General features: G+C 61.1%; 9 protein-coding genes. 4 read left to right on the forward strand and 5 right to left on the reverse strand.

From position 1 onward, the window contains the following. Nucleotides 1-117: 117 nt before the first annotated feature. From ligA to HZ99_RS08200, 4 genes are all read right to left on the reverse strand, one after another. Nucleotides 118-2,472 carry an NAD-dependent DNA ligase LigA gene (ligA, locus tag HZ99_RS08185; protein ID WP_038442278.1) on the reverse strand — a complete coding sequence of 785 codons (2,355 nt, stop codon included), beginning with the start codon at nucleotides 2,470-2,472 and terminating at the stop codon, nucleotides 118-120. 87 nt (nucleotides 2,473-2,559) lie between these two features. Next, on the reverse strand, nucleotides 2,560-3,423 hold the full coding sequence (zipA, locus tag HZ99_RS08190; protein WP_038442279.1) for a cell division protein ZipA: 864 nt from the start codon (nucleotides 3,421-3,423) through the stop codon (nucleotides 2,560-2,562). Nucleotides 3,424-3,676: 253 nt separating this feature from the next. Further along, nucleotides 3,677-7,165 (reverse strand): chromosome segregation protein SMC, encoded by a 3,489-nt coding sequence (gene smc / locus HZ99_RS08195; protein ID WP_038442280.1) that lies wholly within the window; start codon nucleotides 7,163-7,165, stop codon nucleotides 3,677-3,679. 2 nt (nucleotides 7,166-7,167) lie between these two features. Then, nucleotides 7,168-7,827, reverse strand: coding sequence for a GntR family transcriptional regulator (locus tag HZ99_RS08200; protein WP_038442282.1), 660 nt, complete (start codon nucleotides 7,825-7,827; stop codon nucleotides 7,168-7,170). 267 nt (nucleotides 7,828-8,094) lie between these two features. Here HZ99_RS08200 and xdhA point away from each other — a divergent pair, with 267 nt between their 5' ends. The 4 genes from xdhA to guaD all read left to right on the forward strand — a co-directional run bounded on the left by xdhA (nucleotide 8,095) and on the right by guaD (nucleotide 14,205). After that, nucleotides 8,095-9,543 (forward strand): xanthine dehydrogenase small subunit, encoded by a 1,449-nt coding sequence (xdhA, locus tag HZ99_RS08205; RefSeq protein WP_038442283.1) that lies wholly within the window; start codon nucleotides 8,095-8,097, stop codon nucleotides 9,541-9,543. After that, nucleotides 9,536-11,935 carry a xanthine dehydrogenase molybdopterin binding subunit gene (xdhB, locus tag HZ99_RS08210; protein WP_038442284.1) on the forward strand — a complete coding sequence of 800 codons (2,400 nt, stop codon included), beginning with the start codon at nucleotides 9,536-9,538 and terminating at the stop codon, nucleotides 11,933-11,935. The genes xdhA and xdhB overlap by 8 nt, the downstream gene beginning before the upstream one ends. Nucleotides 11,936-12,050: 115 nt before the next feature. Next, complete coding sequence (gene xdhC, locus HZ99_RS08215; protein WP_038442285.1) at nucleotides 12,051-12,893, forward strand: xanthine dehydrogenase accessory protein XdhC; 843 nt, start codon at nucleotides 12,051-12,053, stop codon at nucleotides 12,891-12,893. 7 nt (nucleotides 12,894-12,900) lie between these two features. Continuing rightward, nucleotides 12,901-14,205, forward strand: a complete 1,305-nt coding sequence (gene guaD / locus HZ99_RS08220) for a guanine deaminase (protein ID WP_038442286.1) — start codon at nucleotides 12,901-12,903, stop codon at nucleotides 14,203-14,205. A 123-nt stretch (nucleotides 14,206-14,328) separates the two neighbouring features. Here guaD and HZ99_RS08225 read toward each other — a convergent pair whose 3' ends face one another. After that, complete coding sequence (locus HZ99_RS08225) at nucleotides 14,329-15,093, reverse strand: GntR family transcriptional regulator (protein WP_038442287.1); 765 nt, start codon at nucleotides 15,091-15,093, stop codon at nucleotides 14,329-14,331. Between the last annotated feature and the right edge of the window lie 137 nt (nucleotides 15,094-15,230).

Genomic DNA, 15,230 nt, shown 5'->3' on the forward strand with positions numbered 1-15,230 from the left:
TCCAGGGGCGTGCCCAAGACTAGATCATCCGTGATCGAAGATCGTTCCCAGGACCTTGCCGGCGATGAGACCCTTAAGGACGCCATCACCGGCAAGCCAGCGCCTACAGGATGCGTATCAGGTGATGTTGTGGCCGGCCAGGAAGGCAACGAAAGCCTCCTCGTCCAACACCTTCAACCCCAGCTCGCTGGCCTTGGCCAATTTCGACCCAGCCCCCGGCCCCGCCACCACACAATGGGTTTTCGCCGACACCGAGCCCGCCACCTTGGCGCCCAGGCTTTCAAGCTTTTCCTTGGCCACGTCGCGGCTCATCAACTCCAGGGAGCCGGTGAGCACCCAGGTATGGCCCGCTTCAGGCAAACCCTCGACCACCTTCTTCTCGCTCTGCCAGTGCATGCCGAAATCCTTGAGCTGCTGCTCGATGTCAAAGGCACGGCTGGCGTTATCCGGATTGTCGAAGAAGTCGCGCACAGCCTTGGCTTGCTTTTCAGGCAAGGCCTGGCGCATGTCGAGCCAGTCGGCCTTGATCACACCTTCCAGGGTGCCAAACTTGTCTGCAAGTTTCTGCGCGGCGCCCGGGCCGACGCTTGGCACGTGCAACTTGTCGAGGAGCCCGCCCAAGGTCGTGCTGGCAGCGAACTCGGCGCTGAGCTCACCCTGATCCTGCAACTGCAGGCCGCATTCATCTGGCGACAGCAGCGCGCCGATCACCTGCTGGTTGTGACTGTCTTCAAAGAAGCTGTGAATCTCGTGAGCCACTTCCAGGCCAACATCCGGCAAGTACGTCAGTACTTCCGGCAAGGCTTGCTGCACGCGCTCAAGGGACGCCAGGGAGCGCGCCAGCACCTTGGCGGTTTCCTCGCCCACATCGGGAATACCCAGGGCATAAATGAAGCGCGCCAGGGTCGGGGTCTTGCTGTTTTCGATGGCGGCGATCAGCTTTTTGCTGGAAACGTCGGCAAAGCCTTCCAGGTCGATGATCTGTTCGTACTTAAGCTTGTAAAGGTCAGCGGGCGAGCCGATCAGCTTTTCATCGACCAATTGCTCGATGGTCTTGTCGCCCAGGCCGTCGATATCCATGGCCCGACGCGAGACAAAATGGATAATCGCCTGCTTGAGCTGCGCACCACAGGCCAGGCGCCCGACACAGCGATACACCGCGCCTTCGCTGACGGTTTCCTTGCCCTTGCTGCGCTTGACCAGTTGCGTGCGCTCCACATGGGAACCGCACACCGGGCAGTTCTCGGGGATCTGTACGGCACGGGCATTTTCCGGGCGACGCTCGGCAACCACCGACACGACCTGTGGGATCACATCACCGGCCCGGCGGATGATCACGGTGTCGCCAATCATCAAGCCCAGGCGCGCCACTTCGTCCATGTTGTGCAACGTCGCATTGGACACGGTCACGCCAGCGACCTTGACCGGCTTCAAGCGCGCCACTGGCGTCACGGCGCCGGTGCGGCCAACCTGGAATTCAACGTCCAGCAGTTCGGTCAGCTCTTCCATCGCCGGAAACTTATGGGCGATGGCCCAGCGTGGCTCGCGGGCGCGAAAGCCCAGTTCACGCTGATAGGCGATGCTGTTGACCTTGAACACCACTCCGTCGATTTCATAGGGCAGGCTGTTACGCCGCTCACCGATATCGCGGTAGTACTCCAGGCAATCCTCAATACCCTTGGCCAGCTTCAGCTCATGGCTGATGGGCATGCCCCACTTCTGCAACTGCTGCAGGTTGCCGATATGGGTGTCGCTGATATCCGTGGTCACGCCGTAGCAGCAGAATTCCAGCGGACGGCTGGCAGTGATCTTCGAGTCGAGTTGGCGCAGGCTACCCGCCGCCGCGTTGCGCGGGTTGGCGAAGGTTTTGCCGCCGACTTCCAGTTGCGTGGCATTCAAGCGCTCGAAGCCGGTCTTGGACATGAATACTTCGCCGCGCACTTCCAGGGTCGCCGGCCAGCCGCTGCCATGCAGTTTCAACGGGATATTGCGCACGGTGCGCACATTCACGCTGATATCCTCGCCAGTGGTGCCATCGCCACGGGTCGCGCCACGCACCAGCTCACCGTTTTGGTAAAGCAGGCTGACTGCCAGGCCATCGAGCTTCGGCTCACAGCTGTATTCCACCGCCGCGCCACCGCCAAACAGATCGCCCACCGGCAGGTCGAGGCCCTCGGTGACCCGGCGATCGAACTCCAGCATGCTGGCCTCATCAAAAGCGTTGCCCAGACTGAGCATCGGGATCTCGTGCCGCACCTGGGTAAAGGCCGACAAGGCCGCACTGCCCACCCGCTGCGTCGGCGAATCGCGGGTCACCAGGTCCGGGTGCTCGGCTTCCAGGGCCTTGAGCTCATGGAACAGCCGGTCGTACTCGGCGTCCGGAATGCTCGGCTCGTCGAGCACGTGATAGCGGTAGTTGTGCTGATCCAGTTCAGCGCGCAATTCGAGGATGCGGGTGTGGGCGGCGGTCATGGGTGTTCTCTCATAAAGCAAAAGAGCAGCCGAAGCTGCTCAAATGTTGGTGCGCTTGATTCTACTGACAACGCTGAAGACCAATCCTCAGCGTTTCTGTGTCAGGGCACGACGCTCGAACTCAACGATACGCTGACGGTAATGCTCGATGGTCTGGGCGGTCAGCACACTGCGCTGGTCGTCCTTGAGCTCGCCGTTGAGTTCCTGGGACAGCTTGCGGGCTGCAGCCACCATGACGTCGAACGCCTGTTTCGGGTGGCGCGGGCCTGGCAGGCCCAGGAAGAAACTCACTGCCGGGGTGCTGAACAGGTCGATATCGTCCAGGTCGAAAGTGCCCGGCTTGACTGCGTTGGCCATGGAAAACAGCACTTCGCCATTGCCCGCCATGCTTTCGTGACGATGGAAAATATCCATCTCGCCAAAACGCAGGCCGCTTTCCAGGATGTTCTGCAACAGCGCCGGGCCCTTGAAGCCGGCTGCGTCGCGGCAGATCACGCTGATCACCAGCACTTCTTCAGCCGCCGGCTGATCCTTGGTGGACTCACGCGATGTGCTCTTGGCCGGGCTCTCATCCGGGAAATCGCCATCACGGCTGCTGAAGCTCGGGCCTTCGTCGACATCGAGGTTCAGGTCGCCCTGATGCGGCTCGGCCACGGCAGCACTGCCACGCTTGCCGCGCTTGGACGACGGCTCGCGGGCTTCACGGACAGGAGCACTCATCGACGGCAGGTCGTGCTCGTCCAGTTGCGGCTCTTTATGGGTATCCAGGACACGGGGTGGCCCCAGCAGCTCGGCAGCGCCGTCGTCGTCGGGCAGGTTGGACAGGTTTCGGTCCAGACGGAATTTCAGCTTGCCCTTGCCGCCGCGCATACGGCGCCAGCCATCAAAAAGAATACCGGCTATTACAATAATGCCGATGACGATCAGCCACTCGCGCAGACCGATTTCCATGTAATCCCTTGCCTCTATAAAAAATGCTGAAAAATAAGGGGTTTAGCACCGTGCAAACCGCTTTAAAACGTGGCGCCAACTCTATGTTCTGACTGACGTTTTGCCCACGCATACGAAAAATTGACATTAAACTAGCACGACCAAAGATAACTTTACACAGTTGGCGCAAAATGTGTCGGCTGACGCAGGAATCAAGCTACACACCATAAGCTTCAAGCCGACGCTGCCGCCGCTTGAAACTCGCAACTTGTCGTTAACTTTCCACCATCGCCATCGCCTCTTCAACATCCACCGCCACCAGTCGCGAGCAGCCCGGTTCATGCATGGTCACCCCCATCAATTGATCCGCCATCTCCATGGCGATCTTGTTGTGGGTGATATAGATGAACTGCACCGTCTGGGACATCTCTTTAACCAAGCGGGCATACCGTCCAACGTTAGCGTCATCCAGCGGCGCGTCAACTTCGTCGAGCATGCAGAACGGCGCCGGGTTCAACTTGAAGATCGCAAATACCAGGGCCAACGCAGTGAGGGCCTTCTCGCCGCCGGACAACAAATGGATGGTGCTGTTCTTCTTGCCCGGAGGCCGCGCCATGATCGTTACCCCTGTATCGAGTAGATCTTCGCCCGTCAGTTCCAAGTAAGCGCTGCCACCACCGAAAACTTTTGGGAATAAGGCCTGTAAACCGCTATTAATCTGATCAAAGGTATCTTTGAAGCGGTTGCGGGTTTCCTTGTCGATCTTGCGAATGACGTTTTCCAAAGTGTCCAAGGCTTCCACCAGATCGGCGTCCTGGGCATCGAGATAACGTTTACGCTCGGACTGTTGCTGATACTCATCAATGGCCGCGAGGTTGATCGCGCCCAGGCGTTGAATACGCGCGGCAATGCGCTCAAGTTCTTCTTCGGCTTCTTTTTCGTTGGCCTGGGCGGTCAAGGTATTGAGTACGCCGTGCAGGTCGTAGCCATCTTCCAGCAACTGGTCCTGCAGCGTTTTGCGGCGCACTGTCAGGGCTTGCCATTCCATGCGCTGCTGTTCGAGCTGGCCACGGATCAATTGTGACTGCTGCTCGGCCTGTGTCCGACGCTTTTCGGCATCGCGCAGTTCGCGGTCAGCGTCTTCCAGGGCGATTTGCGCGGTCTTGAGCTCTTCGTCGACGCTCATGCGTTTGTCGAGCAACTCTTCAAGCTTCAAGCGCAGCTCTTCCAGCGGGGCCTCGCCCTCCTCCAGGTTGAGGCTCAGTTGCTCACGCTTTTCCGTCAGGCGCTCGGATTGCATCTCCAGGCGCTCCAGGGCCTGGCGCGTGGAGTCGTGCTGAGCGCGCAACGAACCAAGGCGCACGGCCAACTGATGGGCGTGATCCTTGTGCTGGCGTGCTTCCTGGCGTACCCGGTCGAGGCGCTCGCGCAGACTGTCACGCTCGGCCAGCAGCCGTTCGCGCTGCTCGGTGTCCAGGGCCATGCTGTCGAGGGCCTCCTGCAATTGCAGGCGCGCTTCGCCGACTTGTTCGTGTTCGAGGGCGCGCTGCTCGCCCATCTCGGCCACTTCTTCATCGAGCCGGGTCCGGCGCAAGGTCAACTGTTCGGCCTTGGCCTTGCTGGCCGAGAGCTGGGCTTTCAACTCACCCTGCTGGCGCGCTTCGTCCTGCAACAGGCGGCGCAAGTGCTCGCGGCCGGTCTCTTGCTGGCGCTGGGTGGCGCGTAGGGTTTGCAGTTGGGTTTCCAGGGACTCAAGGGTCGCCTCGCGCTCTTCACGCTCGGCACTCAGGTTGAGGATTTCCTGGCCACGGGCCAATACGCCACTTTCTGCTTCACTGGCGCGGCGCACCCGCAGAAAGTGTCGGCCAACCCAGTAACCGTCGCGGCTGATCAGGCTTTCGCCGAGGCTCAACTGGCCGCGCAACGCCAGGGCCTGCTCCAGGGACTCCACCGGCTTGACCAAGCCCAGCCATGGCGACAGGTCGATCTGCGCCTCGACTTTATCCAACAGGCTGCCCGGCACGCGGGTGCCATCGGCGGCCGGGCTGAGCAGGCGCAAATCGCCTTGAGCAAAGCCCGCCAGATCAAAACCGCCGAAATCATCCACCAGCACGGCTTGCAGGTCGGCGCCGAGCACGGTCTCCACGGCCAACTCCCAACCCGATTCAACCTTCAAGCCTTCGGCCAGGCGCGGGCGCTCGGCCAGGTGCTGGTCGCGCAGCCATTCGGCGGTGCCGGTGCCAGGGTCCAGTGCGGCCTGTTGCAAGGCTTCAAGGGAGGCCAGGCGCCCATTGAGCCGCTGCAAGTCGCCCTGGGCCTGCTGTTGCGCCTGGGTCGCCTGATGCAGTTCCTGGCGCAATTGCTCCAGGCGCTCCACTTGTTGTTCTTCGCTGGCCTCCAGCTCTTCCAGGGTCATTTCGCTTTCAGCCAGTTGCTCGCTCAACGCCATGATCGCCGCGTCTTCCGGAGCAGAGGCGAGCAACGCGCGCTCCTCCAGGACCCGGCGCTGGCGCTCGGCGAGGCGCTCCATGCTGGTTTCCAGTTGCTGGATGCGCGACTGCTGCACCTCAGCCTGGCGCCGTGGCTCGGCGGAACGCAGGTTGAAGGCATCCCACTGCTCCTGCCAGCCGTGCATGGTGGTTTCCGACTCTTCCAGCGCAACGCCAGCTTCTTCGGCAGCGGCGCTGGTGATTTCCTGCTCGGGGGTGAGCATGTCCAGTTCTTCGCCGAGGGTCAGCAGCAAGGTGCGGTCATGGCCCAGGTGCGACTCGGTTTCCAGCCGCGCCCGCTCCGCTTCCTTCAGGTCATCCTGCAACTGGCGCAAGCGCTGCTGGCCGTGCTGGATGCTCTGCTCGACCCGCGCAATGTCGCCGCCCACCGAATAGAAGCGGCCCTGCACCAGATTGAAGCGCTCTGACAAGTCATGGTGACCGTCACGCAAGCGCTCGATGCTGGCGTCGGCATTGCGCTGCTCGGCCACCAGCGCTTCGAAGCTGATTTCCTGGGTGGCGATGATCGCTTCGCGCTGGCCCACCTGATCATTCAAGGCCTGCCAGCGCAACGCCGAAAGTTGCGCCTTGAGCTGGCGTTCTTCGCCTTTGTATTCCTGGTACTTCTCGGCGGCCTGGGCCTGGCGGTGCAGGCGCTCCAACTGGCGCTCCAGCTCTTCACGCAGGTCGGTCAGGCGCGCGAGGTTTTCGTGGGTGCGGCGGATGCGGTTTTCGGTCTCGCGACGGCGCTCCTTGTACTTGGAGATGCCGGCCGCTTCCTCGATAAAGTTGCGCAGGTCCTCAGGCTTGGCTTCGATCAGCTTGGAGATCATGCCCTGCTCAATGATCGAGTAGCTGCGTGGCCCCAGGCCGGTGCCAAGGAAAATGTCGGTAATATCGCGGCGCCGGCACTTGGTGCCGTTGAGGAAATAACTGTTCTGGCTGTCGCGCGTCACTTTGCGGCGGATGGAAATTTCCGCGTAGGCGGCGTACTCGCCAATCAGCGTGCCGTCAGAGTTGTCGAACACCAGCTCGATGCTGGCCTGGCTCACCGGCTTGCGACTGGTGGAGCCGTTGAAGATGACGTCAGTCATCGACTCGCCACGCAGGTTTTTCGCGGAGCTCTCGCCCATCACCCAGCGCACGGCGTCGATAATGTTCGACTTGCCGCACCCATTGGGCCCGACCACGGCCGCCATGTTACTGGGGAAGTTCACCGTGGTCGGATCGACGAAGGATTTGAACCCCGCCAGTTTGATGCACTTGAGCCGCACGCTTAGGCGTCCGCCAGGGCTGCGATGACCAGTGAACTGCTGCGCAGGCCGTAGGCCGACAGGACCTGGCGAATCTGCGGCAGGTCACGAGACAGTACAGCGGCGAGCAGTTGCTCGAACAGCGCCAGGTACTCGCTCATTTCCGCCTTGCGCTGATCCAGTGCCAGGTAATAGGCACGGTTCATCGCCGGCTGCAGGTTCTCGACGGTTTCCTGCAAATACGGGTTATTGGCGAACGGATAGGCGGCACGCATCACGTTGAAGCTTTCCTCGACGAATGCCCGGATGTCCTGGCGTTCGAAATTGCTCACCAACCGTTGCTGGATCTGCACGAAGGGTGCCATGTCGGCCTGGGTCCGCCAGCCTTCAGCCACCGCGTTGCCCAGCAAGATGTACAACTCACTCATCAGCGTACACAGACTCTGCACCTTGTGTGCGGTGAGCTCGGTGACGTGTGCTCCACGGCGCGGCAGGATGGCGATCAGATGTCGCCGCTCAAGGATCAGCAAGGCTTCGCGCACGGAGCCACGACTGACATTGAGTGCCAGCGTGACTTTCTGCTCCTGGATGCGCTCCCCAGGCTTGAGATCGCCGCGAATAATGCGTTCGGCGAGGTGGTGAGCGATTTGCTCGGCAAGACTATCCGGCGCCTTGAACGTCATGTTTTCCCTTCAAAATCTTCTATCGGTACAAGGGCGGCAGTGTAGCGCAATCACTGAGCCAGCAACGCCGAATTTGGCATGAAATAAGCACACGATGAAGCCCAGGCACCGCTAAAAACGGCGGTTACAGGGATCTGAACCATAATCAAAGGTGTTGCAATCGCACTTTCTTGACCTTTCGGTCAGAAAATCGTTGACCGAAAAGTCAGACATGACTAGATTCGGCGCAAAGCGGTTAACAACAATAATGAGTCTGCGAGGCCTTCCGTGATCCAGTTTTTACTCAACCAGGAGCTCCGTAGCGAGCATGCCCTGGACCCGAACCTGACTGTGCTCAACTACCTGCGCGAGCATCTGGGCAAATCCGGCACCAAGGAAGGCTGCGCCAGCGGTGACTGTGGTGCCTGCACCGTGGTGGTCGGCGAACTGCATACAGACGAGCGCGGCACCGAGAAGATTCGCTATCGCAGCCTCAATTCGTGCCTGACCTTTGTCTCGTCCCTGCACGGCAAACAACTGATCAGCGTTGAAGACCTCAAGCACCAGGGCCAACTGCACAGCGTGCAACAGGCCATGGTCGAGTGCCATGGCTCCCAGTGCGGTTTTTGCACCCCAGGCTTCGTGATGTCACTGTTCGCGCTGCAAAAGAACAGTGACGCTGCGGACAGCGCCAAGGCCCACGAAGCCCTGGCCGGCAACCTGTGCCGCTGCACCGGCTACCGGCCAATCCTGGCGGCTGCCGAGCAAGCCTGTTGCAACAAGCCCCAGGACCAGTTCGACAGCCGTGAGACGCAAACCATTGCCCGCCTCAAATCCATCGCACCGACGCAAACCGGCGAGCTGAACAGTGGCGATAAACGCTGCCTGGTACCCCTGACCGTCGCCGACCTGGCCGACCTCTACGACGCCTATCCCCAAGCCCGGCTGCTGGCCGGCGGCACCGACCTGGCGCTGGAAGTCACCCAGTTCCACCGCACGCTGCCGGTGATGATTTACGTCGGTAACATCGAAGCCATGAAGCGCATCGAGACCTTTGATGACCGCCTGGAAATCGGCGCCGCCACCGCACTGTCCGACTGCTACAGCGCACTGCACCACGAATACCCCGACTTCGGCGACCTGCTGCACCGCTTCGCGTCTCTGCAAATCCGCAACCAAGGCACCCTCGGTGGCAATATCGGCAACGCCTCGCCCATCGGTGATTCGCCGCCACTGCTGATCGCCCTCGGCGCGCAGATCGTGCTGTGCAAAGGCAACGTGCGCCGCACCCTGGCCCTGGAAGACTATTTCATTGACTACCGCGTCACCGCCCGCCAGGACAGCGAGTTCATCGAGAAAATCATCGTGCCCAAAGGCCATGCGTTGTTCCGCGCCTACAAGGTTTCCAAGCGCCTGGACGATGACATTTCCGCGGTATGTGCGGCCTTCAACCTGAAACTCGACAACGGCGTGATCAGCGATGCCCGCGTCGCGTTCGGCGGTATGGCCGCCACGCCCAAACGCGCGAAACACTGCGAGACCGTGCTGATCGGCGCCACCTGGAACAGCGCCACCGTGGAGAAGGCCTGCGCCGCCCTGGCCGAGGATTTCACGCCGCTGTCGGACTTTCGCGCGAGCAAGGAATACCGCCTGCTCAGCGCACAGAACCTGCTGCGCAAATACTTCATCGAACTGCAAACGCCGCACATCGAGACTCGGGTGACCGCTTATGTCTAACCATCACGCCGTGGTAAAAACCCAAGCCGAAATGGCCGCGCTGTTTGCCCAGGACCTGACGTCTGGAGTCGGGCGCAGCGTCAAGCACGACAGCGCCGCCAAGCACGTGTCGGGCGAAGCGCAGTACATCGATGACCGCCTGGAATTCCCCAACCAGTTGCACCTGTATGCGCGCATGTCCGACCGCGCCCACGCCCGGATCCTCAGCATCGACACCGCGCCCTGCTACGCCTTTGACGGCGTACGCATCGTCATCACCCATGAAGATGTACCGGGCCTGAAAGACATCGGCCCGCTGATGCCCGGCGACCCGTTGCTGGCCATCGACACCGTACAGTTTGTCGGCCAGGTAGTGCTGGCCGTCGCCGCCCGCGACCTGGAGACTGCACGCAAGGCCGCCATGGCCGCAGTGATCGAATACGAAGACCTGGAACCGGTGCTGGACGTGGTCGAGGCCTTTCGCAACAAGCACTTCGTGCTCGATAGCCACACCCACCAACGCGGAGATTCGGCAGGTGCGCTGGCGACGGCGAAACATCGGATCCAGGGCACCCTGCATATCGGCGGCCAGGAGCACTTCTACCTGGAAACCCAGATCTCCTCGGTGATGCCCACCGAAGACGGCGGCATGATCGTCTACTGCTCCACCCAGAACCCCACCGAAGTGCAGAAACTGGTGGCCGAAGTGCTGGACGTGTCGATGAACAAGATCGTGGTGGATATGCGCCGCATGGGCGGCGGTTTTGGTGGCAAGGAAACCCAGGCGGCCAGCCCGGCGTGCCTGTGCGCAGTGGTCGCGCGCCTGACCGGCCAGCCGACCAAGATGCGCCTGCCACGGGTCGAAGACATGTTGATGACTGGCAAGCGTCACCCCTTCTATATCGAATACGACGTGGGCTTCGATGACAGTGGACGCCTGCACGGGATCAATCTGGACCTGGCCGGCAACTGCGGTTGCTCGCCGGACCTGTCGAACTCGATTGTCGACCGCGCGATGTTCCACTCCGACAACTCGTATTACCTGGGCGATGCCACGGTCAATGGCCATCGCTGCAAGACCAACACCGCCTCCAACACCGCCTACCGTGGCTTCGGTGGCCCCCAGGGGATGGTCGCCATCGAAGAGGTGATGGATGCCATCGCCCGCCATCTGGCGCTGGACCCATTGGCCGTGCGCAAGGCCAACTATTACGGCAAGACCGAGCGCAACGTCACCCACTACTACCAGACCGTCGAGCACAACATGCTCGAAGAGATGACCGCCGAGCTTGAGGCCAGCAGCCAATACGCCGAACGCCGCGAAGCGATCCGCCTGTATAACGCCCACAGCCCGATCCTGAAAAAGGGCCTGGCGCTGACGCCGGTCAAGTTCGGCATTTCCTTTACCGCCAGCTTCCTCAACCAGGCCGGCGCCTTGATCCATATCTACACCGACGGCAGCATCCACCTGAACCACGGCGGCACCGAGATGGGCCAGGGCCTGAACATCAAGGTCGCACAAGTGGTGGCCGAGATCTTCCAGGTGGAAATCGACCGGGTGCAGATCACCGCGACCAACACCGACAAGGTGCCCAACACCTCGCCGACCGCCGCCTCCAGCGGTGCCGACCTGAACGGCAAGGCTGCGCAGAATGCTGCCGAAACCATCAAGCAGCGTTTGGTGGAGTTTGCCGCGCGCAAGTACGACGTCAGCGAGGCCGATGTCGAGTTCCACAACGGCCATGTGCGGGTGCGCGAGCAGATCCTGACGTTTGAAGAGCTGATCCAGCAGGCGTATTTCGCCCAGGTGTCGCTGTCCAGCACCGGCTTCTACAAGACCCCGAAAATCTTCTACGACCGCAGCCAGGCGCGGGGGCGACCGTTCTACTACTTCGCCTTCGGCGCGGCCTGCTGCGAAGTGATCGTCGACACCCTGACCGGCGAGTACAAGATGCTGCGCACCGACATCCTCCACGATGTGGGCGCCTCGCTGAACCCGGCCATCGATATCGGCCAGGTGGAAGGCGGCTTTATCCAGGGCATGGGTTGGCTGACCATGGAAGAGCTGGTGTGGAACAGCAAGGGCAAACTGATGACCAATGGCCCGGCCAGCTACAAAATCCCCGCAGTGGCGGATATGCCCCTGGATTTGCGGGTCAAGCTGGTGGAAAACCGCAAAAACCCGGAAGACACGGTGTTCCACTCCAAGGCCGTGGGCGAGCCGCCGTTCATGCTCGGGATCGCCTCGTGGTGCGCGATCAAGGATGCCGTGGCGAGCCTGGCTGACTATCGCCATCAGCCGAAGATCGATGCACCGGCCACGCCGGAGCGGGTGTTGTGGGGGTGTGAGCAGATGCGGCAGTTGACTGCTGCAAAGGCTGTTGAAACCGAAACCGAGATGGCTTCGCTCTAGACCCAGGTGCTGCCTTCGCGGGCAAGCTCGCTCCCACATTTGGAATGCATTCCCCTGTGGGAGCGGGCTTGCCCGCGATGACGGCCTGACTGACAACAGAAATGTTGAGGTAGACATGAACAACTGGATCAGTGCCCTCGCCGACCTGCAAAACCAGGGCGAACCCTGCGTGCTGGTCACCATCATCGAAGAGCTCGGCTCCACGCCGCGCAATGCCGGTTCGAAGATGGTGATCAGTGCGGCCCAGAGCTTCGATACCATCGGCGGTGGCCACCTGGAATACAAGGCCATGCAGATCGCCCGCGAGATGCTCGCCCGTGGCCAACACCACACTCACCTGGAGCGCTTCAGCCTGGGGGCCAGCCTCGGTCAGTGCTGCGGTGGCGTGACCGTGCTGTTGTTTGAACCCATGGGCCAGGTGCAGGCACAGATCGCCGTATTCGGCGCCGGCCATGTCGGCCGCGCGCTGGTGCCGCTGCTGGCCAGCCTGCCGTGCCGGGTACGCTGGATCGACTCGCGGGAACCGGAATTCCCGGAGCACATTCCTCAAGGCGTGCGTAAAATCCTCAGCGAAGAACCGGTCGATGAAATTGCCGACCTGCCCGCAGGCAGTTACTGCATCGTCATGACCCACAATCACGCGCTGGACCTGGAACTGACCGCCGCCCTGCTCAAGCGCAATGACTTTGCCTACTTTGGCCTGATCGGCTCGCAGACCAAGCGCGTCAAGTTCGAACACCGCCTGCGCGAGCGCGGCTTCGAGGCCGCGCAGTTGCAGCGCATGCGTTGCCCCATGGGCCTCACCGAGGTGAAGGGCAAGCTACCGGTGGAAATCGCCATCTCCATCGCCGGCGAGATCATCGCCACCTATAACGCCAACTTCGGCCAGCACACTGCGAGCGCCGAACCCATTGCCAAACTGCTGCCGGCTTCGCGCCGCAGCCAAGCTATCAATTGAGACGACCATGCCTTTGACTCGCAAAGCCTACCGTGCCGCCATCCTGCACAGCCTCGCCGACCCGGCCATCGTTGGGATCGAAGCCTCCTATGAGTATTTCGAAGACGGCTTGCTGGTGGTCGACAATGGCCAGATCAGCGCCCTCGGGCATGCCAGCGACTTACTGCCAACACTGGCGGCCGATATCGAAGTCACCCATTACCAGGACGCGCTGATCACCCCAGGCTTGATCGACACCCATATCCACCTGCCGCAAACCGGTATGGTCGGGGCCTACGGCGAACAACTGCTGGATTGGCTCAACACCTATACCTTCCCGTGTGAAAGGCAGTTCGCCGACAAGGCCCACGCCGAAGAAGTCGCGGATATCTTTATCAAGGAACTGCTGCGCAACGGCACCACCACTGCCCTGGTGTTCGGCAGTGTGCATCCGCAATCGGTGAATTCGTTCTTTGAGGCCGCCGAGAAACTCGACCTGCGCATGATCGCCGGCAAGGTGATGATGGACCGCAATGCGCCGGACTATCTGACCGACACCGCGCAATCGAGCTACCAGGAAAGCAAAGCGCTGATCGAGCGCTGGCACGGCAAGGGCCGCTTGCACTACGCCGTGACACCGCGCTTCGCCCCTACCAGCACACCGGAACAACTGACTCTCGCCGGCCAGTTACTGGGCGAATACCCGGACCTGTACATGCAGACCCACATCAGTGAAAACCTGCAGGAAGTGCAATGGGTCAAGGAACTGTTTCCGGAGCGCAGCGGCTACCTGGATGTGTACGACCACTACAAGCTGCTGGGGGAGCGTTCGGTATTCGCCCATGGCGTACACCTGTGCGACGACGAATGCGCACGGCTGGCTGAAGCCGGTTCCGCCGTGGCGTTCTGCCCGACGTCGAACTTCTTCCTGGGCAGCGGCTTGTTCAACCTGCCGATGGCCGAGAAGCACCAGCTCAATGTGGGCCTGGGTACCGACGTGGGGGGCGGTACCAGCTTCTCGCTGCTGCAGACGCTGAACGAGGCCTATAAGGTCATGCAATTACAAGGCGCGCGGCTGAGCCCGTTCAAATCGCTGTACCTGGCGACCCTGGGCGGTGCGAAAGCGCTGCGCCTGGAAGACAAGATCGGCACCCTGCAACCGGGCACAGATGCCGACTTTCTGGTACTGGACTACAACGCCACGCCGCTGCTCAGCTATCGCTTGAAGCAGGCCACGAACATTGCCGAGACGTTATTTGTATTGATGACACTGGGGGACGATCGGGCGGTGATGCAGACGTATGCAGCAGGCAATCTGGTACACCAGCGCTGACCCAAAGAACACCACAAAACCCTGTAGGAGCTGGCTTGCCAGCGATAGCGTCACCGCGGTGTAACAGATACACCGCGGTGCCTGCATCGCTGGCAAGCCAGCTCCTACACGGTTTGATCGGGTTTACAGTTTTATAGAGGAGCGGCCGGGCTTTTTGGTCTGCAACAGATGCGAGAACACCGCATGCAAATCATCCGACGCGCTTTCCTCATCGAGGTTGAGCTTGCTGTCGATGTGATCCATGTGGTGCATCATCAGGTCCACCGCCAGCGCCGCATCCCGCGCTTCGATGGCATCGATCAGTTGGGTGTGCTCGTCGTAGGAGCAGTGGGAGCGGTTGCCGCTTTCATACTGGGCAATGATCAGCGAGGTCTGGGACACCAGGCTGCGCTGAAAGCTGATCAACGGGGCATTCTTCGCTGCCTCGGCCAGTTTCAGGTGGAACTCGCCAGACAACCGGATTCCCGCGCCGCGATCGCCACGGGAGAAACTGTCGCGCTCGTCGTTGACCATCTGCCGCAACTCGGCCAGCTCTTCGCTCGATGCATGCTGCACCGCCAACTCGGTAATCGCCCGCTCGACCAGACGCCGTGCCAGGAACACCTGGCGGGCTTCCTCGACACTTGGGCTGGCCACTACCGCTCCACGATTGGGGCGCAACAACACCACACCTTCATGGGCCAGGCGTGACAAGGCGCGACGGATGATGGTACGGCTGACGCCAAAGATCTCGCCCAGTGCTTCTTCACTCAATTTGGTACCGGGCGCCAGGCGTTGTTCGAGGATGGCCTCGAAGATATGCGCATAGACGATATCGTCCTGGGTTCCACTGCGACCGGCCTTGCTGGCTCGCGGCTGTTTCTTGAGGGGCTGCAACTGTTCGTTCATGGGCACTCGGGTCGGGAGAACGGCGGCGAATTGACGTTGACTGTAATAAGGGTACAGCGGGTCGCTGGCAAGTATCGCGTAAAAACAGCGCACATTGTACACAACCCATTGCGCCAACACACTGTACGGCTGTTTGC

It is taken from the genome of Pseudomonas fluorescens (genome assembly GCF_000730425.1).
Taxonomy (GTDB): domain Bacteria; phylum Pseudomonadota; class Gammaproteobacteria; order Pseudomonadales; family Pseudomonadaceae; genus Aquipseudomonas; species Aquipseudomonas fluorescens_X.

Excerpts from the sequence above, each read along its gene's own strand:
- ligA (WP_038442278.1), bottom strand. The coding sequence starts at position 2,472 with ATGACCGCCGCCCACACCCGCATCCTCGAATTGCGCGCTGAACTGGAT.
- zipA (WP_038442279.1), bottom strand. The coding sequence starts at position 3,423 with ATGGAAATCGGTCTGCGCGAGTGGCTGATCGTCATCGGCATTATTGTA.
- HZ99_RS08200 (WP_038442282.1), bottom strand. The coding sequence starts at position 7,827 with ATGACGTTCAAGGCGCCGGATAGTCTTGCCGAGCAAATCGCTCACCAC.
- xdhB (WP_038442284.1), top strand. The coding sequence starts at position 9,536 with ATGTCTAACCATCACGCCGTGGTAAAAACCCAAGCCGAAATGGCCGCG.
- xdhC (WP_038442285.1), top strand. The coding sequence starts at position 12,051 with ATGAACAACTGGATCAGTGCCCTCGCCGACCTGCAAAACCAGGGCGAA.
- guaD (WP_038442286.1), top strand. The coding sequence starts at position 12,901 with ATGCCTTTGACTCGCAAAGCCTACCGTGCCGCCATCCTGCACAGCCTC.
- HZ99_RS08225 (WP_038442287.1), bottom strand. The coding sequence starts at position 15,093 with ATGAACGAACAGTTGCAGCCCCTCAAGAAACAGCCGCGAGCCAGCAAG.